This is a genomic window from Stenotrophomonas sp. 3(2025), from assembly GCF_052665395.1.
Genome location: NZ_JBQOIF010000033.1, coordinates 14437 through 41012, shown reverse-complemented (window position 1 = coordinate 41012; position 26576 = coordinate 14437). Strand labels below are relative to the sequence as shown.

25 protein-coding genes are annotated in these 26576 nt (G+C 67.9%); 12 read left to right on the top strand and 13 right to left on the bottom strand.

What is annotated here, in order from left to right:
• Positions 1 to 234: 234 nt before the first annotated feature.
• Both ACUXVE_RS18900 and ACUXVE_RS18895 read right to left on the bottom strand, forming a co-directional pair.
• A complete protein-coding gene (locus ACUXVE_RS18900; protein WP_025879161.1) occupies positions 235 to 501 on the bottom strand; it encodes a DksA/TraR family C4-type zinc finger protein in 267 nt (88 codons plus the stop codon).
• A gap of 158 nt (positions 502 to 659) precedes the next feature.
• Positions 660 to 1217, bottom strand: a complete 558-nt coding sequence (locus ACUXVE_RS18895; protein ID WP_105165037.1) for a DUF2058 domain-containing protein — start codon at positions 1215 to 1217, stop codon at positions 660 to 662.
• A gap of 61 nt (positions 1218 to 1278) precedes the next feature.
• On the opposite strand from ACUXVE_RS18895, the gene ACUXVE_RS18890 reads away from it, so the two are divergent.
• The 3 genes from ACUXVE_RS18890 to ACUXVE_RS18880 all read left to right on the top strand — a co-directional run bounded on the left by ACUXVE_RS18890 (position 1279) and on the right by ACUXVE_RS18880 (position 4337).
• A complete protein-coding gene (locus ACUXVE_RS18890) occupies positions 1279 to 1779 on the top strand; it encodes a M48 family metallopeptidase (protein WP_059064772.1) in 501 nt (166 codons plus the stop codon).
• A gap of 46 nt (positions 1780 to 1825) precedes the next feature.
• Complete coding sequence (locus ACUXVE_RS18885; protein WP_445514946.1) at positions 1826 to 2524, top strand: RNA pseudouridine synthase; 699 nt, start codon at positions 1826 to 1828, stop codon at positions 2522 to 2524.
• Between the two features lie 244 nt (positions 2525 to 2768).
• Positions 2769 to 4337: a phospholipase D family protein gene (locus ACUXVE_RS18880; RefSeq protein ID WP_445514945.1), complete on the top strand. Its 1569-nt coding sequence runs from the start codon at positions 2769 to 2771 to the stop codon at positions 4335 to 4337.
• Positions 4338 to 4340: 3 nt separating this feature from the next.
• Here the strand turns inward: ACUXVE_RS18880 and ACUXVE_RS18875 are convergent, their stop codons facing one another.
• Positions 4341 to 5420: an HDOD domain-containing protein gene (locus tag ACUXVE_RS18875; RefSeq protein ID WP_093818601.1), complete on the bottom strand. Its 1080-nt coding sequence runs from the start codon at positions 5418 to 5420 to the stop codon at positions 4341 to 4343.
• A gap of 272 nt (positions 5421 to 5692) precedes the next feature.
• Here ACUXVE_RS18875 and ACUXVE_RS18870 point away from each other — a divergent pair, with 272 nt between their 5' ends.
• On the top strand, positions 5693 to 6790 hold the full coding sequence (locus ACUXVE_RS18870; protein WP_093818602.1) for a Glu/Leu/Phe/Val dehydrogenase dimerization domain-containing protein: 1098 nt from the start codon (positions 5693 to 5695) through the stop codon (positions 6788 to 6790).
• 81 nt (positions 6791 to 6871) lie between these two features.
• On the opposite strand, the gene ACUXVE_RS18865 is transcribed toward ACUXVE_RS18870, so the two are convergent.
• A complete protein-coding gene (locus ACUXVE_RS18865; protein ID WP_445514944.1) occupies positions 6872 to 9709 on the bottom strand; it encodes a S8 family serine peptidase in 2838 nt (945 codons plus the stop codon).
• A 181-nt stretch (positions 9710 to 9890) separates the two neighbouring features.
• Here ACUXVE_RS18865 and ACUXVE_RS18860 point away from each other — a divergent pair, with 181 nt between their 5' ends.
• The 3 genes from ACUXVE_RS18860 to ACUXVE_RS18850 all read left to right on the top strand — a co-directional run bounded on the left by ACUXVE_RS18860 (position 9891) and on the right by ACUXVE_RS18850 (position 12092).
• Positions 9891 to 11066, top strand: coding sequence for a thiolase family protein (locus tag ACUXVE_RS18860; protein WP_222388600.1), 1176 nt, complete (start codon positions 9891 to 9893; stop codon positions 11064 to 11066).
• Between the two features lie 124 nt (positions 11067 to 11190).
• On the top strand, positions 11191 to 11532 hold the full coding sequence (locus tag ACUXVE_RS18855; protein ID WP_025879170.1) for a hypothetical protein: 342 nt from the start codon (positions 11191 to 11193) through the stop codon (positions 11530 to 11532).
• 149 nt (positions 11533 to 11681) lie between these two features.
• Entirely contained in the window at positions 11682 to 12092 is a 411-nt protein-coding gene (locus tag ACUXVE_RS18850) for a hypothetical protein (protein WP_025879171.1), read from the top strand.
• A 171-nt stretch (positions 12093 to 12263) separates the two neighbouring features.
• On the opposite strand, the gene ACUXVE_RS18845 is transcribed toward ACUXVE_RS18850, so the two are convergent.
• Positions 12264 to 13901 (bottom strand): acyl-CoA dehydrogenase family protein, encoded by a 1638-nt coding sequence (locus tag ACUXVE_RS18845; protein WP_222388599.1) that lies wholly within the window; start codon positions 13899 to 13901, stop codon positions 12264 to 12266.
• Positions 13902 to 14015: 114 nt separating this feature from the next.
• Here ACUXVE_RS18845 and ACUXVE_RS18840 point away from each other — a divergent pair, with 114 nt between their 5' ends.
• From ACUXVE_RS18840 to pdeM, 4 genes are read left to right on the top strand one after another with little or no spacing between them, the layout of a single operon-like run.
• Positions 14016 to 15014, top strand: a complete 999-nt coding sequence (locus tag ACUXVE_RS18840) for a ligase-associated DNA damage response exonuclease (protein ID WP_033831729.1) — start codon at positions 14016 to 14018, stop codon at positions 15012 to 15014.
• Positions 15011 to 16618 carry an ATP-dependent DNA ligase gene (locus tag ACUXVE_RS18835; RefSeq protein WP_445514943.1) on the top strand — a complete coding sequence of 536 codons (1608 nt, stop codon included), beginning with the start codon at positions 15011 to 15013 and terminating at the stop codon, positions 16616 to 16618. The genes ACUXVE_RS18840 and ACUXVE_RS18835 overlap by 4 nt, the downstream gene beginning before the upstream one ends.
• Complete coding sequence (locus ACUXVE_RS18830) at positions 16615 to 19074, top strand: ligase-associated DNA damage response DEXH box helicase (RefSeq protein ID WP_445514942.1); 2460 nt, start codon at positions 16615 to 16617, stop codon at positions 19072 to 19074. The genes ACUXVE_RS18835 and ACUXVE_RS18830 overlap by 4 nt, the downstream gene beginning before the upstream one ends.
• On the top strand, positions 19064 to 19705 hold the full coding sequence (gene pdeM, locus ACUXVE_RS18825; RefSeq protein WP_445514941.1) for a ligase-associated DNA damage response endonuclease PdeM: 642 nt from the start codon (positions 19064 to 19066) through the stop codon (positions 19703 to 19705). The genes ACUXVE_RS18830 and pdeM overlap by 11 nt, the downstream gene beginning before the upstream one ends.
• A 21-nt stretch (positions 19706 to 19726) precedes the next feature.
• On the opposite strand, the gene ACUXVE_RS18820 is transcribed toward pdeM, so the two are convergent.
• The 8 genes from ACUXVE_RS18820 to ACUXVE_RS18785 all read right to left on the bottom strand — a co-directional run bounded on the left by ACUXVE_RS18820 (position 19727) and on the right by ACUXVE_RS18785 (position 25809).
• Complete coding sequence (locus ACUXVE_RS18820) at positions 19727 to 19996, bottom strand: hypothetical protein (RefSeq protein ID WP_093818785.1); 270 nt, start codon at positions 19994 to 19996, stop codon at positions 19727 to 19729.
• 178 nt (positions 19997 to 20174) lie between these two features.
• Positions 20175 to 21443: an FAD-dependent oxidoreductase gene (locus tag ACUXVE_RS18815; protein WP_093818786.1), complete on the bottom strand. Its 1269-nt coding sequence runs from the start codon at positions 21441 to 21443 to the stop codon at positions 20175 to 20177.
• 278 nt (positions 21444 to 21721) lie between these two features.
• Complete coding sequence (gene cspE, locus ACUXVE_RS18810) at positions 21722 to 21928, bottom strand: transcription antiterminator/RNA stability regulator CspE (RefSeq protein ID WP_019183439.1); 207 nt, start codon at positions 21926 to 21928, stop codon at positions 21722 to 21724.
• A gap of 88 nt (positions 21929 to 22016) precedes the next feature.
• Positions 22017 to 22763, bottom strand: coding sequence for an S-methyl-5'-thioinosine phosphorylase (locus tag ACUXVE_RS18805; protein WP_222388594.1), 747 nt, complete (start codon positions 22761 to 22763; stop codon positions 22017 to 22019).
• Positions 22764 to 22844: 81 nt separating this feature from the next.
• A complete protein-coding gene (locus tag ACUXVE_RS18800; protein ID WP_025879180.1) occupies positions 22845 to 23399 on the bottom strand; it encodes a hypoxanthine-guanine phosphoribosyltransferase in 555 nt (184 codons plus the stop codon).
• A complete protein-coding gene (gene nagZ / locus ACUXVE_RS18795; RefSeq protein ID WP_025879181.1) occupies positions 23399 to 24406 on the bottom strand; it encodes a beta-N-acetylhexosaminidase in 1008 nt (335 codons plus the stop codon). Before nagZ ends, ACUXVE_RS18800 begins: the two co-directional genes overlap by 1 nt.
• Positions 24407 to 24567: 161 nt before the next feature.
• Positions 24568 to 25275: a DsbA family oxidoreductase gene (locus ACUXVE_RS18790; protein ID WP_222388593.1), complete on the bottom strand. Its 708-nt coding sequence runs from the start codon at positions 25273 to 25275 to the stop codon at positions 24568 to 24570.
• 48 nt (positions 25276 to 25323) lie between these two features.
• The gene (locus tag ACUXVE_RS18785) at positions 25324 to 25809 is read right to left on the bottom strand and encodes a CYTH domain-containing protein (protein WP_222388592.1); all 486 of its coding nucleotides are present in this window, start codon (positions 25807 to 25809) and stop codon (positions 25324 to 25326) included.
• 93 nt (positions 25810 to 25902) lie between these two features.
• On the opposite strand from ACUXVE_RS18785, the gene ACUXVE_RS18780 reads away from it, so the two are divergent.
• The gene (locus tag ACUXVE_RS18780; protein ID WP_222388591.1) at positions 25903 to 26523 is read left to right on the top strand and encodes a hypothetical protein; all 621 of its coding nucleotides are present in this window, start codon (positions 25903 to 25905) and stop codon (positions 26521 to 26523) included.
• The last annotated feature ends 53 nt before the right edge of the window (positions 26524 to 26576 follow it).

The window sequence follows — 26576 nt, the reverse complement described above, 5'->3', positions numbered from 1 at the left end:
CCGGCCAGCGGCCGGCACTACCGTGCCCGTTTACCGGAAGGGCTGGCGCTCCTCCAGCAACACAGTTGCTCCAGGGATGGATTCACGGCGTCCCCCGCCACCGGACCCACCCCGCCATTCCCAGGAAGTCAGCTTTTGCCGTTGCCGTTGCTGTTGCTGTTGCTGTTGCTCTCAAGGTTGCCGGCCAGCGGCCGGCACTACCGCGGGTGCAGGGCGCAGCCCTGCCAAACACCCTTACCGCAGTTGGCTGTCCTTGCTGCCCCGGCGGTTGTAGCCACTCTGCGCCTGTTCCTCTTCGTCGTGCGCCTGCTGACAGTTCACGCACAGCCGTACGCCAGGCACTGCCTGACGCCGCGCCAAGGGAATTGGCGCGTCGCATTCCTCACAGTGTTCCAGACCCGGGCCCTGGCGCAGCTGGCGCCGCGCGCGGGCAATCGCATCGTCGACGGTGGCGTCGATCTGGTCCTGGACCGCGCCATCTCCGGCCCAACCGGTAGCCATGGCCATCCTCCGCAGGTGTGTCGCCTGATATGGGGACAATACACCCACGGAAAAGGCATCTGCGTCCGCAGCGCTTCAGCAACCTGAGCAGAAGAGGGGACGGAGGGGATTACGTCGTTTGTGGCAGAAACGACGTAATCCCCTCCGTCCCCATTTTCTTACCAGACCAGGTCGTCGGGGACCTGGAACTGTGCGTAGTAGGCGTCGTCCTCGGCGTTGCCGGTGGAGATCTCGGCGCTGGAGCCGGGCGTGCCATGGTCGACGATGATGGCTTCCGGGGCGCGTTCACGCACCTTCTCCGCTGCCGCGCGTGGCAGCACTGCATAGCCGTCGCCGTGGGCCACGATGACCAGCACGCCTACCGACAGCGCCTTGCGCAGCTTGGTATCGATCAACAGGGTGCGGATCACTGCGCCATCGCTGAAGCGGTACTCGTCCTCGCCCTTGTGCGGCACGGCGTGGGCGCTGATGATCTGCTTGGCCTGCGCCTTGCGTTCAGCCTGCCGGGCCTGCGCGTTGCGCTCAGCAGCCAGCGCACGGTCACGCTCGATCTTCTCGGCCCGGGCACGTTCAGCTTCACGCTGGACCTCCGCCGACGTCGACTCGGCCTTGCCCTGGCGGGCCTTGGCCTGTTCACGCGCGGCGGCGCTGGCCTGCGACTTCTTGGCCAGGCCGGCCTTGAGCAATTGTTCCTGCAGCGCGTTGGGCTTTGCCATGGTCGATACGTACCGCGTGTAATCTGGATGTCCCATTCTACCGACGCGCCGAAGCCCCTGCATGGCTGTCCTGAAGTACCTCACCGGCTACCCCGAACCCCTGGTCGCCCAGGTCAGCGATCTACTGGCACAGGGCAAGCTCGGCCCCTGGCTGCAGCAGCGCTACCCCGATCCGCATGAGGTGCGCAGCGACCGCCAGCTGTACGACTACACCCAGGACATGAAGGATCGCTACCTGCGCAAGTCGGTGCCGCTCAACAAGGTCTGCTACGACAACACGCTGGAGGTCATCAAGCATGCCCTGGGCACCCACACCGCCATTTCCCGCGTACATGGCGGCCGGCTCAAGGCCAGCCGCGAGATCCGCATCGCCACCGTGTTCCGGCAGGCGCCAGCCGCCTTCCTGCGCATGATCGTGGTGCACGAGCTGGCCCATCTGAAGGAGGCCGACCACAACAAGGCCTTCTACCAGCTGTGCCAGCACATGGAGCCGGATTACCTGCAGCTGGAGTTCGATACCCGCCTGTACCTGACCGAGCTGGCCAACCGCGGCCAGCGCTGAGCCGGCGTAGCGGCTACACTGCGCGCCCCCTGCCCGACCTTTCGCCATGGAACCGACCCGACTCGACAAACGCCTGTCCGCCCTGCTCGGCATCCCGCGTGGTGAAGCGCGGCGCTATATCGAGGGCGGCTGGGTCAGCGTCGATGGCGAAGTGGTGGAACAGCCGCAGCGCCCGGTGGACGACAGCGCCAGCATCGTGGTGGCCGAGCAGGCCAGCGACAGCAAGGCCGAGCGCGCCAGCATGCTGCTGCACAAACCGGCGGGCGTGCCGGCCGATGCCCTGTGCGCGCTGATCCGTACCGAGACCCGCAGCGAACTGGATGCCAGTGACATCCGTCCGCTGCAACGGCATTTCCACGGCCTGCAGCTGGCATCCTCGCTGCCGGCCGACGACAACGGGCTGGTGGTGGTCAGCCAGGATCCGGCGGTGCTCGCGCACCTGCAGCGCAACCTGGGCCGCACCGAACAGGAGTACCTGGTCGAAGTGGCTGAAGGCGGCCCGGAACGTGGCCCGTGGCTGATGGCCCGGCTGCAGCATGAAGCAGGCGGCCCGAAGGTCAGCTGGCAGAGCGAGCAGCGCCTGCGTTTTGCAGGCAAGGGGCTGACCGCGAAGGGCCTGAGGACTGCGGTGACAGCTGCCGGCCTGCAGGTGGTGGCCGTACGCCGCCTGCGCATCGGCCGGGTGGCGCTGGGCCCGCTGGCCGTGGGCCAGTGGCGCTATCTGGGCAGCGACGAGCGGTTCTGAGTCACGGCGCTTCATCCACGCATGGCGTGGATCTACCGGTGGTAGTTCATCCACGCATGGCGTGGATCTACCGGTGGCAGTTCATCCACGCATGGCGTGGATCTACCGTTGGCGCTTCATCCACGCATGGCGTGGATCTACCGGTGGCAGTTCATCCACCCGTGGCGCGGATCTACCGGTGGCAGTTCATCCACGCATGGCGTGGGTCTACCTCCATGCGTAGCCAGGATCTACCATCGGCGCCATGAGTCTGCGCAAACCCCTCTGGCGACGCCTGCTGCGCGTGGCCGCGATCATCATCGCCGCCCTGCTTCTGCTGGTGCTGTCCGGCCTGTTGCTGGCCGACCACCTGGCCCCACAGGCGCGCGGCGAAGCATCGCAGGTACTGCCGCTGCAACCTGTGCAGACGCCCATCGATCGGCAGATGATGCCCCTGCAGGCCGCCCATCCCGGGCAGTCGGGCGTGGCCTTCCTCAGCGATGGCATGGATGCGTTCGCTGCCCGCGCGATGATCACCGAACACGCCGGCCGCAGCCTGGACCTGCAGTACTACATCTGGCACGACGACCTGATCGGCCACTTGATGGCCAAGGCGCTGTACGACGCTGCCGAACGTGGCGTGCGCGTGCGCATCCTGCTTGATGACATGAACGCCAAGGACAAGGATGCGCTGATGATGGCGCTCGATGCGCATCCCAACATCGAGCTTCGCCTGTACAACCCGTTCCGCAACCGCAGTGGCATCGCCCGCACGCTGGAGCTGGTGCAACGCGCCTTCAGCGTGAACCACCGCATGCACAACAAGAGCTGGATCGCCGATGGCCGCATCGCGATCGTGGGTGGCCGCAACATCGGCGAGGAATATTTCAGCGCGCGCAGCGACGTGAATTTCCAGGACCTGGACCTGGTGGTGGCCGGCCCGGCCGTGCAGCAGGCCAACCAGATCTTCGACGACTACTGGAACAGCGACGCGGCGATTCCGATCTCGGCGCTGGCGACCTATACCGATGCACAGCTGCGCCAGCTGGTGCGCCAGTCCGATCTGGACGCGCTGCATGCGCAGGCCCAACCGTACCTGCAGCGCGTGGCCGAGTCGCGCCAGCGCCAGCGTGCCAGCCCGGAGCCGCTGCACTGGAGCAGGCAGGTACGGATCGTGTCTGATCCACCGATGAAGCACCACGGCGATGCACACGACGACTGGCTGGTCACCGAGCTGGTCCAACAGCTGCAGTCGACGCGCTACAAGGCACTGTTGATCTCGCCGTACTTCGTCCCCGGCAGCGAAGGGCTGGACGGCCTTTCGGCGATGGCCGGCCGCGGCGCCCAGGTCGGCGTGGTGACCAACTCGCTGGCGGCCAACGATGTGGCTGCCGTGCACGGTGGCTACATGGGCTACCGGGTGCCGCTGCTGAAGGCCGGCGTGCAGCTGTACGAACTGAAGGCGAACGGCCAGGCCGGTGACGGCAGCCTGTTCGGCAGCAGCGGCGCCAGCCTGCACACCAAGGCATTGCTGGTCGACGACCGGCGCGGGTTCGTCGGATCGTTCAACCTCGATCCGCGTTCGGCCTATCTCAACACCGAGATGGGCGTGCTGTTCGACGACCCGGTGCTGGGCGCACAGCTGCGCGCGGAATACCTGCGCCTGGCCAGCCCGGAACACAGCTGGTGGCTTGCGCTCGGCGCTGATGAGCAGCTGCGCTGGCTGCAGCGCGAGCCGCCGCCGCACTGGGTCGATGCCGAGCCCGGCAGCAGCCTCGGCAAACGCTGGACGGCACGGGTGATCAGCTGGTTGCCGCTGGAATCCCAGCTGTAACGATCAGGGGGCGTTCCCCTCGCCGTCGCCGTGCAGGCTTTCGTCCAGGGTTTCCACATTGCGCCCATGCAGGCGCCGCCAGATCCAGCGCAGCGCGTGGGGCGGCGCTGCCGGCAATTGTTCCAGCAAGGCCAGCATGCGGCCTTGGCTGGCGTGCCCGTGCCGGCACAGCAGGCTGGCCGCCGCAGCGGCACTGGCCAGGCGCAGGCTGTCGGCCAGCGGACCGTCTGCATCAGGCGCCAGCGCCTGATGCACCGGCTCGGGCAGTTCCCACGCTGCTGCCACCCGCTGCGCCAACGGCAGTGACCATCGCTGCAGCAACTGCAGGGCCAGCGCCGGCTCCACCTCTTCGCCACGCAGCTGCGCTTCATGCAGCAGTTGACGCATGACCAGCGCCGCGCCCAGCCCCTGCACCAGGCCCAACCATTGCGCAGCGAAGGCATCGCCGAAAGTGACCGTGCGGGCGTGGTCGGCAGCCGCGCGTGACGCCAGCAGCGCGTGCTCCCATATGATCGAACTGAACTGCGGGAACACCTGGCACTGCACCTGCATCACCGGCTGCACCAGCACGGCGCTGATGATCTGCCGCACCCCTTCGGTGCCGACCAGGGTCACTGCACGCTGCAGGCTTTCCACAGGCCGCTCGTGCACCTTGTAGGCCGGGCTGTTGGCGATGCGCAGCAGGTTGCCGGTCAGCACCGGATCCTGGCCGATGATCGCGGCCATCACCCGCGCCGACGCAACGTCGTCATTGACCGTCTGGATCAGCTGCGGCAGCAGTTGCGGGCGCCGCGGCAGCTGGCGGGTGGCCCAGCCGCGGTCCTGCAGTGCCCGGTCCACCGCTTCGGCCAGGCCCGACGCGCTGACCGCCGCCGGTTCGCCGGCCAAGCGCGGATACAGGGCCAGCGCATGCAGCCCGCGCTGCAGGTGGCCGGCGACCTCAGCTGACGGCAGGGCATCGCCCTGCAGGGTGGCCGCCGCGGCCGCCACGGCCTGGCGGGGGGCTGCGGCCAGGCGTGCCGGGGCCTGCCCGGTCAGCTGCGACAGCCAACGGAGCACAGATCGCCACCACGCTGCGGTCATCGCCGCCCATCCTGTCGTTGTCCTGCCGCCACTGCCTGCCCCTGCGCCTTCATCACATCCGGCGACCTGCCGTCGTCGCAGCATCGGCCGCACTTTCATCTTCTTTAACCCGGGCGCCTCCGGCGTCGACGGCATATCCCGGGCGAATGGACTAGAATGGCGCCGCGCGACCCGTCCCCCTGTACCGACGACGTCGCTTTTTTTGTTTTCGGACCCTACCGTTCATTGGCAGTTCGCCGCAGTTCACCGCAGATCGCGCCATCGGAGACCCCATGCTATTCGAAACCCTCGCAACCACCGGCCACGAACAGGTGGTGTTCTGCCACAACCAGGATGCCGGCCTGCGGGCGATCATCGCCATCCACAACACCACCCTGGGCCCCGCCCTGGGCGGGGTGCGCATGCGCCCCTACGCCAGCACCGACGATGCGCTGGCCGATGTGCTGCGGTTGAGCCGCACGATGACCTACAAGAATGCACTGGCCGGTCTCAATGTCGGTGGCGGCAAGGCGGTGATCATCGGCGACCCCAAGGTCGACAAGACCGAGGTGCTGTTCCGCGCGTTCGGCCGCTATGTCGATTCGCTGGGTGGTCGCTACATCACGGCCGAGGACGTCGGCACCGACGTCAACGACATGGAGAACATCTACCTGGAGAGCCAGTTCGTCACGGGCGTGCACCAGGTCCATGGCGGCTCGGGAGATCCGGCGCCGTTCACCGCCTATGGCGCGCTGCAGGCGTTGATGGCCTCGATGCGCTTCAAGTTCGGCCATGAGGAAGTGGGCAAGACCAGCATCGCGGTGCAGGGCCTGGGCCATATCGGCATGGAACTGGTGAAGCTGCTGCGCGATCGTGGCGCCAAGCTGTATGTCACCGATCTGGACAGCGCGCTGGTGGATCGTGCAGTCAACGATTTCGGCGCCGAGGCAGTCAAGCCGGACGAGATCCACGAAGTGAACGCCGATGTGTTCGCGCCGTGCGCGCTGGAAGGCGCGATCAACGCCGACACGCTGCCGCGGATCAAGGCGAAGATCATCTGTGGCACCGCCAACAACCAGCTGTCCAGCCTGGAGATCGGCGACGAACTGCATGCGCGCGGCATCCTGTATGCGCCTGACTACGCGGTCAACGCTGGTGGCGTGATGAACGTGTCGCTGGAAATCGACGGTTACAACCGCGAGCGCGCGATGCGGCTGATCCGCAGCATCTACCACAACCTGACGCGCATCTTCGAACTGTCGCAGCGCGAGAACATTGCCCCGCAGCGCGCGGCTGACCGGATCGCCGAAACGCGCATCCTGTCGATCGGCAAGCTGAAGATGCCGCTGGGCCGCAGCACGCCGCGCCTGGGCAACCTGCGCGGCGGCTGATCGCCGCCCTCGGCAACCGGGCGGTGCCGACCGTGGGTCGGCACCGCCGGATGAACGCGCCGGGCAAGCCCGGCGCCCTGATCAGAAGCCGGTGCTGTAGCGCAGCGCCGCCTGACGTGCATCATCGCCACCCACGCGCTGGTCGATGCCCAGGCTCAGGCGGCCATTGCGGCCCCACCACGATTCCAGCGCCAGGCCGAACAAGGCACTGCCACGCGGTGCGTCAACACCGGCCAACGGCGCCCAGGCATCAACGCCGACGAAACTCGCTTGCCAGGCCTGATCACCGCCATCCAGCCGTTGCTGCCATTCGGCATGGCCGCGCAGCGTCCAGCGCCCCCACTGCCGCTCACCCCGCAGGCCCGCCAGCGTCTGGCTGCGCTGTGTACGCGACGCCTCACCGCGCAGGCCGAAGCCGAAACCGCCCTGCTCGCTGAAGCCATCGGTATCCAGGCGGGTGCTGCTGGCCCCCAGGTAGGGGGTCAACGACGCACCAATGCGCCCGAAACGGTAGCCGCCTTCAACGCTGGCACTGCTGAAACGTCCGCCGTAGCGCGCGGACACACCGTAGGCACCGGCACCCAGCAGCAACTGGCGATCCAGTTCCCGGGTGAACTGGCCGGTGCCGAACTGGGCCAGCGCATAGCCGCGCCCCAGGTTCCAGCCGGCATACAGTTGCGCCTGCGCCTGGCGGTCACGCCCACGATCACCACTGAAGTTGCTGCCGCCGTTGCTGCGGGTCTCGCCAAAGGCCATGCCCAGCAGGCCGTTGCTGCCCAGTGCCATGTCCTGGCCGGCCATCCAGCCCTGGCTGTCGGCGGCGTTGCCGGCAAAGCTGCCCTGCCCGGCTTCGCCCAGCGCGCTCTGCCAGGCGCCACGCAGCTTCGGTGCAGCCTGCACGCGGTCGAAGCGCTCGGCAACCGCGCGGCGCGACATGTCCACGCTGTCGAAGGTCGATGCTTCAGCGCGTGCATGAGCTTGTCCGGACAGGCTCTCCAGGCTCGCCGACAGGCCGTCGGTTCCGCCAGCCGTACGCTGCAGCGCGCCTGCGGCCATGCCGAACGCCGAGCCCTGCAGATCCGCATTGCGGTCCAGCGCGGTGAAAGCCGACTGCACCCGCAGTGCCGATGCCTGTGCATTGGCGCCCAGGCCCGATGCGGCTGCCGAAACGTTGACCTGGGTCAGGTCCATCCACGCGTCGTTGCTGCCATAGCTGTACTGCGCCTGCAGCAGGGTCAGGCCGTTGGCGCCGGTGTTGGCCACCGGCGTGGTGAACGTACCGTTGATGCCTCCGCTGGCATGGACCAGGCCCTGGCGGCTGCCGACCTGCGGCACGTAGCCGGACACGATGCCATCGACCACCACGCCACCGGCCAGGCGTGCGGTGCCGGTCACCTGCAGCGCGTTCACACCCAGTGCGACGATCAGCTGCGCATCCGGCCGCTGGCTGTAATTGCCTTCGATGGTCGCGGTGGTGTTGGCGTTGACCAGCACCACGCTGGCGCCGTTGTCGACGTTGCCGATCACCCGCGGCGTGCCGGGCATGAACTGCAGGCCGGCCATCGAGGCACCGCCGGCACCGGAAACGCTGATATTGGACCGGATCACGGCGCCACCGCGCAGGGCCAGGCTGCCGCGCTCGATGCGGGTCGCACCGCTGTAACTGTTGTTGCCGCTCAGCTCCAGCCGGCCATCGCCGCGCTTGATCAGGCCACCAGTGCCGGCGATGTCGTTGCTCCAGATCGAGCCCGAAGAGGCCGCGTCGACATTGACCGTGACATCGCCCCAGTCGAAGCGGCCGGGACCGTTCACCGCCTTGCCGACGTTGAGCATGCCGTAGCCGTAGATGGGATCGACGCCCGGCGCCCCGATGTCGGTGGCGGTGCCGAGCAGGGTCTGCCGCACCAGGTCGTTGTCGAAGTATGGGTAGCGCTGCCAGACGAGTGCAGCAGCACCGGAGATCAGCGGCGCGGCGAAGGACGTACCGTAGTTCCACAGGTACTTGCCGGTACCCGGCTCCGGGAACACCGCGCTGCCGGGAGCGGTCAGGCAATAGCGCGCGGCGTCGCCACAGGCATTGGCCCACGGCGCACGTTCACCGGGCTTGTTCGGATCGATCGCAGTAGCTACCAGCCAGCCTTTTTCCAGATCCGCTGCCGGCAGCGATCCGCCGAAGCCACGCTGGCTGGGCAGCGCGGCCACGCTGCTGGGCTGGTCGCGCCCTTCGTTGCCTGCGGCGAACACGACAAGGCCACCGTGATTGATGATGAAGGGGCGGTATTCGCCCGCGACCTGCGCGGTGGTGCCGAGGTCGGTCCAGTACAGGCCGCCCCAGGAATTGTTCATCACCTTCACGCCGTAGTTGATCAGGTCCTGGTGGACCCCGGCCACGCCCAGCGTGCCGCTGAAGGAATTGCCCCGGCCACTGCCGTCATCCTTGGGCGTGGTGTCGGAAATGATGCGTGCCGAGACGATCTCCGCCCCCTGTGCGATGCCGCCTGGCCAGACCCCCACCGGTACACCGGCCGCCAGGCTGGCGACGGCCGTGCCATGGCCGAGCACGTCATCGACGTTGAGGTTGTTGCGACTCGGGTCGATGTAGTTGAGGTTGGCCACCACCCGCCCGTTCAGCGCCTCGGCACTGCGCAGCACGCCCGAATCGACGATGCCGATGCGCACGCCGCGGCCGGTCGCGCCAGTGGCCTGTGCGGCACGCGCGTTGGTCTGTGCCAGATGCGCATCCACGGCCGGCTCCAGCGGTCTGGCAGCGGGCGGCGGGGTAACCGGGGGCGTGACTGGCGGCGTGGTCGGGGGCGGGTCGATGCGCACGTTGCCGCCGCCGCCTCCACCGCCACACGCCGACAGCGCCACCGCCAGCGCCGATGCCAGGACCGACCTTCCCATCGTCTTACGTTCCATCGTTTCCTTCCCATGAACGTTGGCCTGCCGCCATCCGGGCAGGCATCCAGTACTGCCCAGCGGCAGTCTTCGCCGACCCTCTATACTGGGCCGACCCCCACGCAGTCTGCCGGGAAACGGCGCCGTATCCAACGCCCGTCGTCTCCTTTCCGAACATTGCTCACGCATCAACGAGATTGCCATGTCCAACATCGTCATCGCCGCCGCCAAGCGCACCGCCATCGGCTCCTTCCTCGGACAGTTCAACGGGGTTCCGACCCCGACCCTCGGCGCGGCCGCCATCGCCGCCGCGCTGGAACAGTCGGGCGTGCCTGCCAGCGACGTCTCCGAAGTCCTGATGGGCTGCGTGCTGCCGGCCAATCTCGGCCAGGCCCCTGCCCGCCAGGCAGCGATCGCCGCCGGTATTCCGCTGTCGGTCGGCGCCACCACCCTCAACAAGGTCTGCGGTTCGGGCATGAAGGCCATCATGCTCGGGCATGACCTGATCAAGGCCGGTTCGGCCAAGGTCGTGGTCGCTGGCGGCATGGAGTCGATGTCCAACGCGCCGCACCTGCTGCCCAATTCACGCACCGGCAACCGTTTCGGCAACTTCCAGGCGGTGGACCACATGGCCCACGACGGCCTGGTCAATGCCTATGACGGCAAGGCCATGGGCGAGTTCGCCGAATGCGCCGTGGACAAGTACCAGTTCACCCGCGAAGAGCAGGACGCCTACTCCATCGAATCGGTCAAGCGCGCACAGGCAGCCCAGGCCAACGGCGCCTTCGCCGACGAGATCGTTGCGGTGAAGGTCGCCACCCGCAAGGGTGAAGTCGAGGTCTCCAGCGACGAACAGCCCGGCCGTTCGGACATTGCCAAGATCCCGACCCTGCGCCCGGCCTTCAAGAAGGACGGCAGCGTGACCGCCGCCAGTTCCTCCAGCATCTCCGACGGCGCTGCCGCCGTGGTCCTGCTGACCGAAGAAGATGCTGCCGCACGCGGCCTGCGGCCGCTGGCGCGCATCGTCGGCCATGCCACCCATTCGCAGGAGCCGGAGTGGTTCACCACCGCTCCGATCGGTGCCATCCACACCCTGCTGGAGAAGACCGGCTGGACGCTGGGCCAGGTCGATCTGTTCGAAGTCAACGAGGCCTTCGCCGTGGTGGCGATGGCACCGATGCGCGAACTGGGCATCCCGCACGACAAGCTCAACGTGAATGGCGGTGCCTGCGCGCTGGGCCATCCGATCGGCGCCTCCGGCGCACGCCTGGTGGTCACCCTGGTCAACGCATTGCGCACGCGCGGCGGCAAGCGCGGCATTGCCACCTTGTGCATCGGCGGCGGCGAAGCGACGGCTATCGCCATCGAATTGATCTGAAAGGGTTTAACGACTATTTCGCAAAAATGAATGCGGGATCGCTTGACACCCAATCTTGGCTTGTCATCATGTTGTCGGCGCGCAGCATGCGCGTTGCCTAATTCTAACGACGAGGATTTACACAATGAGCATCAACAAGCTGCTGGTCGCGATGTCCCTGGCTCTGGCCCTGGCCGCCTGCTCGAAGCAGGAAGCTGCCCAGGACGCCGCTGCTTCGGCCAACCAGGCCGCCACCGAAGCCCAGGCTGCTGCCGACCAGGCCGCCGCTGCTGGCGCCCAGACCGCCGACGCTGCCCAGCAGGCCGCTGACACCGCCGCCACCGCTGCTGACGCTTCGGTCGACGCCGCTGCCCAGGCTGCTGGCGCTGCCACCGACGCCGCTGCTGGCGAAGCCAAGGACGCCGCCAAGGCTGCCGAAGCTACCGCTGAGCAGGCCAAGGACGCTGCTGAAGAAGCCAAGAAGTAATAACTTCTTTCTTCAAGCTGTTCTGAAGAAGCCGCTGGTTCGCCAGCGGCTTTTTCTTTGCGCGCAGTTCCGTGCGCAGGTCACCACCAGGTCTTCACAACGGTATGAATAGGCTGGCGTCCCCATCCATTGCAGTACCGGAGACCGCCATGAAGATCCGTCCGCTGACCACTACCCTGCTGGCCGCCTCCCTGCTGCTCGCACTGGCTGCCTGCAAGGGCCCGGAAGCCGAACAGGCCAAGCAGGATGCCGCGCAGGCCGCCGACAGCGCCGGTGTCGCCGCGCGCGATGCCGTCGACAAGGCCGCTGCCGCCACCCGCGACGCTGCCGACAAGACCGCCGCCGCCTCTGAACAGGCTGCCGCCGATACCCAGCAGGCCCTGGACAGCGCCGCAGCCGCGACCGCCACCGCCGCCGACAAGGCCAAGGTCGCAGCCACCGATGCCGCCGCCCACGCCAGCGACGCCACGGCCGATGCCGCGCAGAAGGTTGCAGACAAGGCCCGCGATGTGGCCGACGACGCCAAGGCCACTGCCGCCAAGGAAGAAGCCAAGCACTAAGGCCCTCGCGTTCGTCGGGCATCGCCCGGCGCTACCGGAAAAGCCGCGGCATCGCCGCGGCTTTTCTGCTTTTCGCTTCTTCTGTTGATTCCGTGCTGGGCGCGCACGGAAACCGTCCAAGGCCGCGCTCCAGCAGCGCCCACCACGAGGGGCTTCGCCGTTGGCCGTCACCTACGGCAGCGCACGCGCCAGCATCGCCGCCACATCCAACCCCGCCGGCAGCGTGCCGAATGCCAACCCATGCTCGCCGTGCAGCCGGCTGCGGATGAACGCTTCGGCCATCGGACTGCGGGCACGCAGCAACAGCGCCGCCTGCAGCAGCAAGGCAGTGCGTTCGCAGAACACCCGTGCCTGTGCCTCCTCCGGCGCCGCCGCATCGCGCCACTGCTGCAGTGCCGACGCATAACGCGCATCACGATCGGCCACCGCCTCCAGTTCACCGTGCAGCGCCGCCAGCACCTCCGGCTCGCGCGCCAGCGCGCGCAGCACATCCAGGCACTGGATGTTGCCGCTGCCTTCCCAGATCGAATTCAACGGTGCCTGCCGGTACAGCCGCGGCAACATCGATTCCTCCACGTAGCCGGCACCACCCAGGCATTCCTGCGCTTCGTTGACGAACGCAGGTGCGCGCTTGCATATCCAGTACTTGCCCAAGGCCGTACCCAGCCGCGCGAGCGCGGCCTCGGCCGGATCGCTGCCAGCGCGATCGACCGCGCGCGCGATGCGCATCGCCAGCACCGTGGCCGCTTCCGATTCCAGCGCCAGATCGGCCAGCACGTTGCCCATCAGCGGATGGTCCATCAGTGGCTTGCCGAAGGTGCGTCGATGCCGCGCGTGATGCAGCGCCTGCGCCAGCGCCATGCGCATTTCCGCCGCAGCGCCGAGCATGCAGTCCAGCCGCGTCATCATCACCATGCCGATGATGGTGGCCACCCCGCGTCCCTCCTCGCCCACCCGCCAGGCCTGTGCGCCACAGAACTCCACTTCGCTGGATGCGTTGGCCCAGTCGCCCAGCTTGTCCTTCAAGCGCATCAGGCGGAACGCATTGCGGTCGCCGTCGGCAAGGCGCCGTGGCATCAGCAGGCAGGTCAATCCGGCCGGCGCCTGTGCCAGTACCAGGAAGCCATCGCACATCGGAGCGGAGAAAAACCATTTGTGGCCGATCAGCCGATAGCGCTCGCCGTCGATGGGTTCAGCGCGGGTGGTGTTGGCGCGCACATCCGAACCGCCCTGCTTCTCGGTCATGCCCATGCCCAGGGTGATGCCGGCCTTGTCGGCCACTGGCACATCGCGCGGGTCGTATACCGGTGCGGCAGCCTTGCGCGACCACTCGGCCAGATGCGGCTGCCCGCGCAGCACGGCTACCGCGGCGTGGGTCATGGTCAACGGGCAGCTGGTGCCGGCCTCGGCCTGGTGGTGCAGGTAGCTCAGTGCAGCGCGCGCGACATGCGCGCCGGGCTGCGGCTCGTGCCAGGACAGCCCGGCAACGCCATGTTCCTTCGCCGTCTGCATCAACTGGTGATACGCCGGATGAAATTCCACGGTGTCGATGCGATGCCCCTGCGCATCATGGGTGCGCAGGCGCGGGCGATCGCGGTTGGCATCGAAGCCCAGCCGGTACAGCGTATCGCCAGCCAGCCCTCCGTACGCCGCCAGCCGCGGTGCGAACGCCGCCGCGCCTTCGCGCTGCACGGCCTCCATCAATGCGATGTCGTCGGTCCACAGCTGCCGGCCGGCGAACGGCGGCGGCTGGTTGAGCACCACATGGGTTTCGTAGGGAGCGCTGCTGTTGAAGCTCGGTCCACTCATCGGTTCCTTCCCCGCCGGCAAGAGGTGTGCGGTCCGATTGTGCCGTATCGCCCGGCAACCCCGCGTTCAGGCCGATTCTCGCCACGTGCACGACCGGACCGCCACAGTGACGGCATGGCAGGCAACGACGATCTGGTAGTACTGCGGCCGGAAGGGCTGTACTGCGCGGCAGGCGATTTCCATATCGATCCCTGGCGGCCGGTACCGCGCGCGGTCATCACCCATGGCCATGGCGACCATGCGCGTCCGGGCATGGGCGAGTACCACTGCAGCACCGGCAGCGTGCCGATCCTGCGCTGGCGTCTGGGCGATGTGCCGCTGCACGCGCATGCCGAGGGCGTGCCGTTCGCGCTGGGCCGGGTGCAGGTATCGCTGCATCCGGCCGGCCACGTGCTCGGCTCGTCGCAGGTGCGCATCGACGATGGTGAGCAGGTCTGGGTGGCGTCGGGCGACTACAAGCGCCAGCCGGACCCCACCTGCACTGCATTCGAAGTGGTGCCCTGCGATACCTTCATCACCGAGGCGACCTTTGCGCTGCCGATCTACCGCTGGCCCGATACCCGTGCCGTGGCGGCCGAGATCGCCGCCTGGCGCCGCGAGTGCGCGCAGCGGGGCGAAGCGGCAGTGCTGCTCTGCTATGCGCTGGGCAAGGCGCAACGCGTGCTTGCCGAGCTGCGTGCGGTGGATGACCAGCCCGCCTGGCTGCATGGCGCCATCGCCAACGGCGTGGCCGTCTATCGCCAGGCCGGTGTGCCCATGCTCGACACGCTCACCGTTGCCGAACAGGGGCGTCAGCCCGATGCGGCCGGCCAGCTGATCCTGGCCCCGCCCTCGGCCGCCGGTACGCCGTGGCTGCGCCGGTTCGGCCGTCACCAGCTCGGTTTCGCCTCGGGCTGGATGCAGTTGCGCGGCAACCGCCGCCGGCGCAACGTCGACCGTGGCTTTGTGATCTCCGACCATGCCGATTGGCCAGCGCTGCTGCAGACCATCACCCAGACCGGCGCGCAGCGGGTCATTGCCACCCACGGCAACACCGATGCGTTGATTCCGTACCTGCGCGAACGCGGCGTCGCCGCCGAAGCGTTCCGCACCGATTTCGGAGGCGAGGAATGAAGGCCTTCGCCGCGCTGTACCAGCGGCTGGATCGCAGCACGGCGACGCTGGACAAGCGCGCGGCATTGATCGATTACTTCCAGCACGCACGCCCGCATGACGCAGCGTGGGCGCTGTACCTGCTCAGCGGCGGCAAAGTGGGCGGCGCGCGGCGGAAGATTGCCGGCAGCGGCGAATTGCGGGCGTGGATCGCCGACGAATCCGGCCTGCCCCCCTGGCTGGTCGAAGACAGCTACGCGCAGGTCGGCGACCTTGCTGAAACACTCACCCTGCTGCTGGATGATCCGGCCACCGAAGCCGAGGATCGGCCTCTGGCCGATTGGATCGAACACCACCTGCTTGCCGTTGCCAACCAGCCGGAGCCGGTGCGTCGTGCCGCCGTGGTCGACGGCTGGCGACAGCTGGCATCGGCCGAACGCCTGGTCTTCAACAAGCTGCTGACCGGCGCCCTGCGCGTTGGCGTATCGCAGCGCGTGGTGCAGCAGGCATTGGCCGAGTGGTCCGGGCTGGATATCGCCCGCATCGCCCAACGCATGCTCGGCGACTGGGTGCCCTCCCCCGGCCTGCTTACCACCTTGCTGTCTGCCGGAGAACTGCCGACCGATCGTCAGCAGCCCTACCCGTTCTTCCTCGCTTCGCCGCTGGAGGGCGAGCCCACCGAGCGGCTGGGCGACATCAGCCACTGGCTGCTGGAATGGAAGTGGGATGGCATCCGCCTGCAGTTGCTGCGGCGCCAGGGTGAGGTGGCATTGTGGTCGCGCGGCGAAGAACGGCTGGACGGTCGCTTCCCGGAGATCGAACAGGCGGCAGCATCGCTGCCAGATGGCTGCGTGCTCGATGGCGAGCTGCTGGCATGGGACGACGCCGACAATCTTCCGCGAGCATTCACCGCCCTGCAGACCCGCATCCAGCGCCGCAAACCGGGAGCGGCGACCCTGCGCAATACGCCGGTACGCGTGCTCGCCTACGATCTGCTTGAGCGCGACGGCGAGGACCTGCGTGCGCTGCCGCTGCAGCAGCGACGCGTGCAGTTGGCCGAGGTGGTCGGTGCGCTCGGCGATCCGCGCATCCAGCTATCGCCCGAGGTAGCCGCCGACGATTGGCAGCATGCCGCGCAGCTGCGCGAGGCATCGCGCGAGCGCGGCGTGGAAGGCCTGATGCTCAAGCGTCGTGATTCGGCCTACCAGTCCGGGCGACGCCGCGGCGACTGGTGGAAGTGGAAAGTCGAACCGCTCACGATCGATGCGGTGTTGCTGTACGCGCAGGCAGGCCATGGTCGGCGCAGCACGCTGTACACCGACTACACCTTTGGCGTCTGGGACGGCGAGACACTGGTTCCAGTGGCCAAGGCTTATTCCGGTCTGGACGACAAGGAAATCCTCGCCCTCGACCGGTGGATACGCGCACACACGCGTGAACGCTTTGGCCCGGTGCGCAGCGTAAGTGCCGAACAGGTGTTCGAACTTGGTTTCGAAGCGGTCAACCGCAGCGCGCGCCACAAGTCCGGCATCGCCGTGCGCTTTCCACGCATCCTGCGCTGGCGCCACGACAAGCCGGCTGCCGAAGCCGACCACCTGGCCCAGTTGCAGGCGCTGGCGCGATGAAGCGCAGCGATGCGCTGCAACGCCTGCACGCATGGTTCGGCAGCCGCGGCTGGCGCCCCCTGCCCTTCCAGCGCGCCATGTGGCGTCATTACCTGGCGGGCGAATCGGGCCTGCTGCACACGCCCACCGGCAGCGGCAAGACCCTTGCCATGTTCGGCGGCCCCTTGTTGCAGGCGATGCTCGACCCGCCCCCCGCACCGCGTCGCGCCAGCGCGGTACGCCCGCTGCAGGTGCTGTGGGTAACGCCGCTGCGTGCGCTGGCCAGCGATACTGCACGTGCGCTGCAGGCACCGATCGACGGCCTTGGCCTGGGCTGGCGCGTGGGGCTGCGCAGCGGCGATGCCAGCAACCGCGACCGGCGCCTGGCCCGCGAAGGTCGCATCGACGTGCTGGTCACCACGCCGGAGTCGCTGGCGCTGCTGCTCAGCTATCCCGATACCCTTGAGCGCATGCGCCAACTGCGCTGCGTGGTGGTGGACGAATGGCACGAACTGCTGGGCAACAAGCGCGGCGTGCTGCTGCAGTTGAATCTGGCGCTGCTGCGTGAGGCAGCCCCGGCGATGCAGCTGTGGGGGCTGTCGGCCACATTGGGCAACCTGCCACAGGCACGCGACGTACTGCTGCCACACCGTCCACAGGCAACGATCGTGGAAGGTGCTCGGCAGCGGCCGGTGACGATCCGCAGCCTGTTGCCCGAACCCGGCGAACGCTTTCCATGGGCCGGGCATCTTGGCCTCTCCCAGCTTCCGCGCGTGCTCGACGCGCTGTTCCGTGCACGCAGCAGCCTGCTCTTCACCAATACCCGTGCGCAGGCGGAGCTGTGGCACCAGGCCCTCGCAGCCGTGTGGCCGGAAGATGCCGGCACGCTCGCCCTGCACCATGGATCATTGGATCCCACGCTGCGACAGCAGGTTGAGGACGGACTGCGTGCGGGCACGCTGCGATGCGTAGTGGCCACCTCCAGCCTGGATCTGGGCGTGGACTTTCCGGAAGTGGACCAGGTGCTGCAGCTGGGCAGCCCGAAGGGCGTGGCGCGCCTGCGCCAGCGCGCCGGGCGTGCACGCCATCGCCCCGGTGCCAGCGGCCAGATACTGTGCATCCCCAGCCATGCGCTGGAACTGGCCGAGTACGCGGCGGCCCGGCACGCGTTGCATGACGGGGTGATCGAAGCGCGACGTCCTCCCACGTTGTCGCTGGACGTATTGGCCCAGCACGCCGTCAGCCGCGCGCTGGCGGGCGGCTTCAACGCCGATGCACTGCTGGAACAGGTCCGTGGCACGCATGCCTTCGCCGCGCTGGAGGACGCACAGTGGAATGCGGTGATCGATTTCATCGTGCAGGGCGGACGTGCATTGTCCCGGTACCCGGAGTTCCACAAGGTGGTACGCGATGCCGACGGCATGTACCGCATGCCCGATCGCCGCCAGGCGCTGCGCCATCGGCTGTCGATCGGCACCATCAGCAGCGACGGCAGCGTACGCGTGCAGTTCCTGCGTGGCGGCAGCCTGGGCGCGGTGGAGGAGCAGTTCGCCAGCCGCCTGCGCCGCGGCGACCGTTTCCAGTTTGCAGGGCGGCTGCTGGAGCTGGTGCAGCTGCGCGACATGACCGCGTTCGTGCGCGTGGCGCGCGGTGGTGGTGATGGCGTGGTTCCGCGCTGGCAGGGCGGACAGCTGCCACTGTCGATGCCGCTGGGCCGCGAACTGGAAAAGGTGCTGTCAGGCGCCGACCAGAGTGCGGAGTCGCGGTGGCTTGCGCCACTCCTTGCATTGCAGTCGCACCTGTCGGCGCCGCCATCGCCCAACCACCTGCTGGTGGAAGACGTGCGCCGACGCGAAGGCCAGTTCCTGTTCGTCTATCCCTTTGCCGGCCGCCATGTGCACGAAGCGCTGGCCGCGCTGCTGGCCCTGCGCTGCACCCGTCGGCAGCGCAACAGCATCGGCTATGCAGTGAATGACCATGGCCTGGTGCTCGCTCCGGCCACGCCGGTGGATCTGCAGGAACCAGACTGGCGGGCAATGCTGGATGCTGGCGACCTGCTGCAGGACCTGCGCGAAGCGGTGAACCTGGGCGAGCTGGCGCGCCGCCAGTTCCGCGGCATCGCGCGCGTGGCGGGCCTGCTGGTACCCAGCCTGCCGGGTGGCATGCCGCGCTCGCTGCGCCAGCTGCAGGCCTCCGCCGGACTGCTGCATGACGTGCTGCGCGAGCACGACCCGGGGCATCTGCTGCTGGCATTGGCCGAGCAGGAAGTACTGCACGACAGCCTGGACCTGCCCGGGTTGCAGCAGGTGCTGGCACGCATCGCCACACGTTCGTTGTCGCTGCAGCAGCCATCGTCGCTGACCCCACTGGCGTTTCCGCTGTGGGCCGAACGCCTGCGTGGGCAGTTCAGCAATGAAGACTGGCGCACACGCGTGCAGCGTGCCGCGCAGCAGCTGGAGCGCCGCCATGGCCGCTGATCTTGCGCTGCAGCTGGGAGGTGAGTCGATGCTCCTGCTCGGCGGCCGGGCGCTGCTGTGGCCGGCGCAACGCGCGCTGTTGATCGCCGATCTGCACCTGGGCAAGGCGGACGTGTTCCGGCGTGCGGGAATCGCCCTGCCGTCGGGCGGCACCGGCAATGACCTGCAGCGCCTGCAGGACCTGGTGGCCACGCACCAGTGCCAGCAACTATGGATCCTCGGCGACGTCCTGCACGGCCCTGCGCATCGCGCGGCCTGGTATCAGCAATGGCTCGGTTGGCGAGAGCAGCACGCGGCGCTGGACATCCACGTGGTGCGCGGCAATCACGACCGGGATCTGCCGAAGGCGGCGCTGCAGGTGCAGATGCATGACGACGCGCGATGGGGCCCGTTCCTGCTGCGGCACGAGCCGCTGGCCGATGCCTCCGCGCACGTGCTGGCGGGCCATGTGCATCCGCAGGTTGCGTTGCCGGCACTGCGTCGGCGCTTCCCCGCGTTCTGGCTGCGCCAGGGCGTGACCATCCTGCCGGCATTCTCGGCATTCACCGCCGGTGTGGTGCCTGTACTGGCGCCGGGCGAACAGCTGCTCGCCTGTGTGGAAGACAGCGTAGTGCCGCTACCGGTTCGCTGACGCGTCGAGACCTGCGCGGGATTACGACGGGCGGGCGGCGATTCCGCGCATCAGGCTGAAATCCTGCGTCGCCTCGTCGGCGTGGCGCGGCAGTGCCTGTATCGCCATCAGCATTTCCTGTGCGCAGGCGCGGATATGGCCGTGGCATTCCGGTGATGCGTGGCTGATCAGACTGCCGACATGAAACTCGAACACATCTTCCAGTACGTCGGGCTGGTCCTCGTGCAGCATCCGCAGCAGACCGCGCAGCTTGCAGATTTCCGATTCCAGCTTCTCGACCGCGAACAACATGGCATCCTCCTCGTGCTTCGTGCGGCGCATCCGGGCCGCAGCAGGCAACGACGGCGGCGCCACCCGGGCCACGCGATGATCGATCACGAAAAGGAAAGCGGGCGACGCGGCTGCCGCGTGCTCATCTCTTGTCGCACATCCGGGGTGAGGCAATCGTTAAGTGCCGTAACGAAAGGCTTCACGCGGTGGCCGGCATTTCCACGCCCTGTAGCGGCAGGGGCGCAGCGGCAAGCGCCTGGATGAATGCCGGATCGAGCGGCAACGCGCCCAGCCATCCGTGCTGGGTGCCGCTGAGCACGCGCAGCATGTGCCCGCGCCCACCAGGCAGTCGTCCCATCGGTCCCAGCAGCACATCACGCGCCTTTGCCCACGCATCGCGATCGGACTGGAACAGCGGCGTCAGCCAGCGGCTCCAGCGCTGATAGACCGCCACATGCGCACGCCGTTGCGCCTGGTAGGCCTGCAGTGCCGGTTCGCCAGCACCGTGGGCGCGTAACGCGTCGCGCAGTGCCAGTGCATCCAGCAGCGCCATGTTCACGCCCTGCCCCAGCTGCGGGCTCATCGCATGTGCTGCATCGCCTGCCAGCACCAGCCGCCCCTGATGCCAACGCTTCATCACGGCATCGCGGTACACCGCACGCGCCAGCTGACCGGCGTCGCGCAGATGGGCGAAGCGCGCGCCCGCCTGTGGCCACAGCGCATGCAGTTCTTCCAGCCACGGCGCCATGCCGTCGCCCTGCCAGCGGTCGAAATCCGCACGCGGCAGGCTCCAGAAGAAGCTCAGGCGAGGCGTGTCGTCACCGGGTCGGGTGCCCACCGGCAGCAGGCCGATCATCTTGCGCGCGGCGACGTAGCGCTGCCGCAGCTGCTGCATGTGTGGCCAGTCTTCGGCCGGCAACAGGCACCACAGCGCGCCCCACGGGTACACCCGGTCCAGCGCCGCGCCACCGTCGACGGCGTTGCGCAGCGTGGAGGCGGCGCCGTCGGCGGCAACCACCAGATCGAACGGTCCGTGCGTGCGACCGTCGCTGTCGCGCAGCCGCCCCTGCTGGTGATCGACCTCGACGATGGTCGTGCCCACGTGCAGCTCGCCGGCGCCTTCACGCGCCTGGTCCAGCACCGAGAACAACGCCCCGCGCTGCATGCCCATGCCGTGCAGTCGCGCATCCAGGCCGTCATAGCCCATGTCCATCACCGCGCGCTCGCACGGCGTATCGCCATACAGCCGTCGCACCGGCATGGCGTAGCCACGCACGGCCTCAAGCAGACCCATCTGCCACAGCACCTGCAGTCCGCTGGGCTGCAGCAGGAATCCCGCACCTACCGGCCCGGGGGTCGGCACGCGTTCGAAGATCTCCACCTCGTGGCCGTCACGGGTGAGCAGGATGGCCAATGCCTGGCCAGCGGTGCCGTATCCAATCACGGCGATGCGCAGTCGTTCCGTCATGCCCGCATTGTGCCATCGGCGCAGGAGCGGTACATCAGCTGCCCCCTCTTCCGAGCAGAGGTGCATCGGGCTCCGCCACCACTGCCGGCTCTCCTGCGAATGCCCCCCGGCAGCCTCTGCGCGGCTGCCTCCTCCTTTACTTCGCAGGAGAGCCGGCAGTGGTGGCCGCGCTCAGCTTTCATGGCCTCTGTTGGCGCGCGCTCCCGCCGCAAGAGCATCTTCACGGCCATCAAAAAAAACCCCGCCGAAGCGGGGTTTTCAACGCACTATCGAGTGGATCACTCGGCCGGAACGATGTTCGAGGCCTGGGCGCCCTTCGGGCCCTGGGTCACGTCGTAGGTGACCTTCTGGCCTTCCTGCAGACTGCGGAAGCCCTTGGAGTTGATCGCGGAGAAGTGCGCGAAGACGTCGGCGCTGCCGTCCTCCGGCGAGATGAAGCCAAATCCCTTGGCGTCGTTGAACCACTTGACGGTACCGTTCGGCATGGTGATGCGTGACCTTATGCAATGAATGGGTGGTGTACGCTGAACCCGCGCACAAGCTGAGTATGCAAAGCTTGTTACGCGAAGACAATCACCCCCGCGCCAATTCGCCGACCAGTTCCGGAAGTCCGTTGCTGGCGGCCTGCACATTGGCGAGCACTTCGGCCATGGTGATCTCCTCACCATCACCGCACCCGGCGGCCCAGTTGGCAACGATCGCCAGGCAGGCGTAATCCAGCCCCAGCTCACGCGCCAGCGCCGCTTCGGGCATGCCGGTCATGCCCACCAGATCGCAGCCATCGCGGCGCATGCGCGCGATCTCGGCGATGGTTTCCAGCCGCGGGCCCTGGGTCGCGCCATAGCAGCCGCCATCGTGGACCTTCACACCGGTCACCTTCGCCGCCGCCAGGATCTTGCTGCGCAGCATCGGCGTATACGGATGACCGAAGTCGACGTGCACCACGTCGGTGCCCTCTTCTTCGCAGATCGTGCTGATGCGGCCCCAGGTGTAATCGATTACCTGATCCGGGCAGGCCAGCACGCGCGGACCGAAATCGTCACAGATGCCACCGACCGTGTTCAGCGCCAGCACCCGCTGCGCGCCGATCTGCTGCAGCGCGGCCAGGTTGGCCCGGTAGTTGATCTTGTGCGGCGGCAGCGAATGGCCTTCACCATGGCGTGCAAGGAAGGCCACGCGATGACCGAGCAATGTCCCGACCCGCACCGGGCCGGACGGCTTACCGAAGCGGGTGTCGACTTCGTGGGTCTGCACGTCGTCAAGCTTGGCCAGGTTGTAGACACCGGTACCGCCAATCACGGCCAGGGCGATCTGTTGCATGGAAAGCACTCCAGAGAAAAAAGAACGCCGGCACCCGAGGATGCCGGCGGCAGGAAACGCAGGCCGCAGGCGGCGGCGTTGTTATTCCTTCATCGCGTAGATGGCCGGCACGCAGCGCAGGGTTTCGTTGACGTCCATGCCGAAACCGAACACGTAGCGATCCGGCAGCTCGATGCCGGCATAGTCGGCGGTGACGTCCGGCAGCGCGCGATCGTGCTTCTTCACGGTCATCGCGGCAATGCGCACGTCGGTCGCGCCCTGCTCCAGGCACCAGGTGCGCACGCCCTGCAGGGTGTAACCCTCGTCGAGGATGTCATCGACCAGCAGCACGCGGCGGCCGAACAGCGCCGTGGCCGGCTTGTGCTTCCACACCAGGTCGCCGCCGGTGGTCTCACCGCGGTAACGGGTGGCGTGCAGGTAATCGAACTGCACGTCCTGGCCACGCGCGCCCAGCTCCAGTGCCAGCTGGCCGGCGAACGGCAGCGCACCGTGCATGATCGACAGGAACAGCGGCACCTCGCCCTGGTAGTCGCGCGCAATGGCGTCGGCGATGCCGGCAATGGCCTTGTCGATGGTGGGGCGGTCGACCAGCAGGTCGGCTTGGGCCAGGGCCTGGGAAATGGTGAGGTTCGGCATCAGACGGTTCTTCCAAGGGTTTGCAGCAGACGGGATTGGGTGTCGCCATGGCGGGCATCGGCCAGCAGGCCATCCCAGCCAAGCGCGCCGCGGCCGAGCAGGCCCAGCAGCGCAGCGGTATTGAGGGAGCGTCCCTGCACCGCGTGCAGGGCTTCATCGACCAGCTCCGGGTGGCAGACCAGCACCACATCGCAGCCGGCATCCAGGTGTGCGTGCACGCGTGCCGGCACGCCACCGGCGCTGTGCGAGGCGGCCATGCCGATGTCATCGGAGAACACCACGCCGCGGAAGCCGAGCTCGCCACGCAGGATCTGCTGGATCCAGCGCGGCGAGTAACCAGCCGGTTCCGGTGCGACCTGCGGGTAGATCACGTGCGCCATCATCACCGCATCGGCGCCGGCGGCGATACCGGCCGTGAACGGGACCAGATCCTGTGCGCGCAGTTCATCCAGCGCACGCGGATCGATCGCGGTATCCACGTGGGTGTCTTCCAGCACGGTGCCATGGCCGGGGAAATGCTTGAGGGTGGCGGCCATGCCGACCGCATGCATGCCGCGTACGTAGGCGGCGGTGAACGCGGCCACGACCTGCGGGTCTTCACTGAAGGCACGATTGCCGATGGCGCGATTGCCACGGCCGAGGTCGACCACCGGGGCGAAGCTCAGGTCCACGCCGCTGGCACGGACCTCACTGGCCATCAGCCAAGCGTGCTGCTCGGCCAATGCCAGCGCAGCGTCGGGATCCCTGGCGTACTGGACACCGATGTCCTGCAGCGGCGGCAGTTCGCTGAAGCCCTCACGGAAGCGCTGCACGCGACCGCCTTCCTGGTCCACGCAGATCAACTGCGGGCGCGGTGCGGCAGCGCGGATCGCCGCGGACAGTTCGGTCACCTGCTGCCGCGAAGCGAAGTTGCGCTTGAACAGCACCACCCCGGCCACAGCATCGTGCTGCAGCCACTCACGTTCCTGGGCGGTCAGTTCAGTACCGGCAACGCCGATCAGCAGCATGGTCGATCTCCACAACGGGCGCCCGCATGGCGCAGTGCCGCATTGTCGCAGAACCGGCCAACAGGCGCAGTGGTCAAAAAGGGGACGGAGGGGATCAAGGCGCAATCGACCCACTGGTGCCGGATGCGACTCAACCCCCTCCGTCCCCTTCTGCGGGTCGGTTAGACCTTGCAGCCGTCCGCGCCGCAGGCGTCGTCGCCGCCGTCCGGGGCACCCTCCGCGCCCTGCCCTGCCGCCTGCTCGGCGGCGATCTGGCGCAGCGCGTTGGCGAAGGCTTCCGGGGGCTGGGCTCCAGAAACCGCCCAGCGGCCGTCGATGACGAAGGTGGGCACCGAGGAGATACCCAGTGCGTGGGCCTGTGCCAGGCTCGCTTCCACTTCGGCCAGGCCACGATCGCCGGCCAGCATCTGCTGGATCTCGTCTGCCGCAAGGCCACCGGCGGCGCCGGCCTGGACCAGCACCGCCGGGTCGGCCAGATTCTGTCCATGCTCGAAATGGGCGCGGAACAGCGCCTCACCGACGGCCTCCTGCACGCCGTGCTGGCCGGCCAGCCACAACAGGCGATGCGCCGGCAGCGTGGTTACCCGCACCTGGCCTTGGCTGAAGTCCATCGGCAGGCCCTCGGCCCGCGCAGTGGTCTGGGTCTGGCCCAGAATCTGCTCGGTGCGCTCGGCACCGCCGAACTTGCGCACATAGGCCTCACGCAGCGGCACCGGGGTGGCGTCCGCATCCGGGTCAAGCTGGAACGGCTGCCAGTGGATCTCGAGTTCGGGCGCCTCGGCGCCCAGCAGCTGCACACCCTGCTGGAAGCGATGCTTGCCGATCCAGCACCAGGGACAGACCACGTCGGAGTAGATGTCGATTCTCATCCCCCCGACATGGGGGCCGCCACCTTCGAAAAAAGGGGACGGCGGGGTTCACCACTGTGAATAGGGGTGGCTGGCCAGAGCGACGTTGTAGTAGCGGGCGTCATCGGTCACTTCGGCGCCGATCCAGTCCGGCAGGTCGATGGCCTGGTCGGCGCTGTCGAGCTCGACTTCGGCGACCACCAGGCCGGCGTTGTCGCCGAGGAACTCGTCCACTTCCCAGGTCAGGCCGGCGTACTCGACCAGATGCCGGCGCTTGTCGATCAGGCCGCCGACGCACAGCGCCAACAGGTCGCGCGCATCCTGCACCGGAATAGGGTAGTCGAACTCCTGCCGGGTATGGCCCAGGGTGCGCGACTTCAGGTTCAGCGCGGCCTTGTCGCCTTCGATGCGGACCCGCACCGACGCGTTCTGGGTGCCGCGGTCGAGCGCGCCCAGATCGTTGATGTAGCCCTGCGCCATCGGGATGACCCGGTGCGCGGCAGTGCGCCACCCATCATGGGTGACGAGGAATTTGCGTTCGATTTCGATGCCCATGGGCACAGTATGCGGCTCACGCCAGACGCTGCCTATCGGCGCGGCGACGGGCAGGACTACACTGCGCGGCCCCCAACCATGGAATGGTCGCTCATGACGCTTTCCCATCGCCTTCGTCGCGGTCTCGCCCTGTCGGCGCTGCTGCCGTGCGCCGTTGCCAGCGCCGGATCGACGGCCGTACCTTCGCTGGAGCAGGCACAGGCGGCGATGGACCGGATGTTCGACCAGGCCGTTGCCGATCGCCCCGCCAGCGACAGCAGCCGCCTGGTTGCCGAGACCTTCCGGCCCCGTCTGCAGACCCTGGACAGCTGTGCACCCGCCGAAGCCGGCGACGCCGTCGATTGCATCGCCACCGCCAGCGCAGGCATCAACTCACGACCACAGCTGCTGCGGCTGGCGCTGGTAGATGGCGCGTGGACACTGCCTGACCAGCGCAATGTGCCCGTACCGGCACCGCCCCGGGAAAGAGTGCAGGTGCTGCTGCGGGAACGGATCGCCGGGCAGGCGCAACAGCAGGCCGACCCCGCCCTGCGCGCACGCTTCGAACAGGCTGCCGGCACCCTGCAGGTGCAGGAAGTGAGGAACTGCGAGGTCGCCAGCGACAGGGCCGCCATCGAATGCACCGTGCGCGCAGGCGACGGCAGCGAGCACGGCGAGCAGTCCATGGCCTTCGTGCGCGTGGACGGCCAGTGGCAGAACGCCCCGGCCGACTGACCGCATTGCCGGCCTGCAAGCGGCAAGGCAGGCGCCGGGCAGCCCCCCGGCGC

Excerpts from the sequence above, each read along its gene's own strand:
- ACUXVE_RS18895 (WP_105165037.1), bottom strand. The coding sequence starts at position 1,217 with ATGGCAAAGCCCAACGCGCTGCAGGAACAATTGCTCAAGGCCGGCCTG.
- ACUXVE_RS18805 (WP_222388594.1), bottom strand. The coding sequence starts at position 22,763 with ATGCAACAGATCGCCCTGGCCGTGATTGGCGGTACCGGTGTCTACAAC.
- nagZ (WP_025879181.1), bottom strand. The coding sequence starts at position 24,406 with ATGCTGCTGATCGGCGTTGCCGGTACTGAACTGACCGCCCAGGAACGT.
- ACUXVE_RS18870 (WP_093818602.1), top strand. The coding sequence starts at position 5,693 with ATGCTATTCGAAACCCTCGCAACCACCGGCCACGAACAGGTGGTGTTC.
- ACUXVE_RS18785 (WP_222388592.1), bottom strand. The coding sequence starts at position 25,809 with ATGGGCATCGAAATCGAACGCAAATTCCTCGTCACCCATGATGGGTGG.
- ACUXVE_RS18865 (WP_445514944.1), bottom strand. The coding sequence starts at position 9,709 with ATGGAACGTAAGACGATGGGAAGGTCGGTCCTGGCATCGGCGCTGGCG.
- cspE (WP_019183439.1), bottom strand. The coding sequence starts at position 21,928 with ATGCCGAACGGTACCGTCAAGTGGTTCAACGACGCCAAGGGATTTGGC.
- ACUXVE_RS18850 (WP_025879171.1), top strand. The coding sequence starts at position 11,682 with ATGAAGATCCGTCCGCTGACCACTACCCTGCTGGCCGCCTCCCTGCTG.
- ACUXVE_RS18860 (WP_222388600.1), top strand. The coding sequence starts at position 9,891 with ATGTCCAACATCGTCATCGCCGCCGCCAAGCGCACCGCCATCGGCTCC.
- ACUXVE_RS18875 (WP_093818601.1), bottom strand. The coding sequence starts at position 5,420 with ATGACCGCAGCGTGGTGGCGATCTGTGCTCCGTTGGCTGTCGCAGCTG.
- ACUXVE_RS18830 (WP_445514942.1), top strand. The coding sequence starts at position 16,615 with ATGAAGCGCAGCGATGCGCTGCAACGCCTGCACGCATGGTTCGGCAGC.
- ACUXVE_RS18840 (WP_033831729.1), top strand. The coding sequence starts at position 14,016 with ATGGCAGGCAACGACGATCTGGTAGTACTGCGGCCGGAAGGGCTGTAC.
- ACUXVE_RS18900 (WP_025879161.1), bottom strand. The coding sequence starts at position 501 with ATGGCTACCGGTTGGGCCGGAGATGGCGCGGTCCAGGACCAGATCGAC.
- ACUXVE_RS18855 (WP_025879170.1), top strand. The coding sequence starts at position 11,191 with ATGAGCATCAACAAGCTGCTGGTCGCGATGTCCCTGGCTCTGGCCCTG.
- ACUXVE_RS18815 (WP_093818786.1), bottom strand. The coding sequence starts at position 21,443 with ATGACGGAACGACTGCGCATCGCCGTGATTGGATACGGCACCGCTGGC.
- ACUXVE_RS18800 (WP_025879180.1), bottom strand. The coding sequence starts at position 23,399 with ATGCCGAACCTCACCATTTCCCAGGCCCTGGCCCAAGCCGACCTGCTG.
- ACUXVE_RS18885 (WP_445514946.1), top strand. The coding sequence starts at position 1,826 with ATGGAACCGACCCGACTCGACAAACGCCTGTCCGCCCTGCTCGGCATC.
- ACUXVE_RS18780 (WP_222388591.1), top strand. The coding sequence starts at position 25,903 with ATGACGCTTTCCCATCGCCTTCGTCGCGGTCTCGCCCTGTCGGCGCTG.
- ACUXVE_RS18820 (WP_093818785.1), bottom strand. The coding sequence starts at position 19,996 with ATGTTGTTCGCGGTCGAGAAGCTGGAATCGGAAATCTGCAAGCTGCGC.
- ACUXVE_RS18890 (WP_059064772.1), top strand. The coding sequence starts at position 1,279 with ATGGCTGTCCTGAAGTACCTCACCGGCTACCCCGAACCCCTGGTCGCC.
- ACUXVE_RS18845 (WP_222388599.1), bottom strand. The coding sequence starts at position 13,901 with ATGAGTGGACCGAGCTTCAACAGCAGCGCTCCCTACGAAACCCATGTG.
- pdeM (WP_445514941.1), top strand. The coding sequence starts at position 19,064 with ATGGCCGCTGATCTTGCGCTGCAGCTGGGAGGTGAGTCGATGCTCCTG.
- ACUXVE_RS18835 (WP_445514943.1), top strand. The coding sequence starts at position 15,011 with ATGAAGGCCTTCGCCGCGCTGTACCAGCGGCTGGATCGCAGCACGGCG.
- ACUXVE_RS18790 (WP_222388593.1), bottom strand. The coding sequence starts at position 25,275 with ATGAGAATCGACATCTACTCCGACGTGGTCTGTCCCTGGTGCTGGATC.
- ACUXVE_RS18880 (WP_445514945.1), top strand. The coding sequence starts at position 2,769 with ATGAGTCTGCGCAAACCCCTCTGGCGACGCCTGCTGCGCGTGGCCGCG.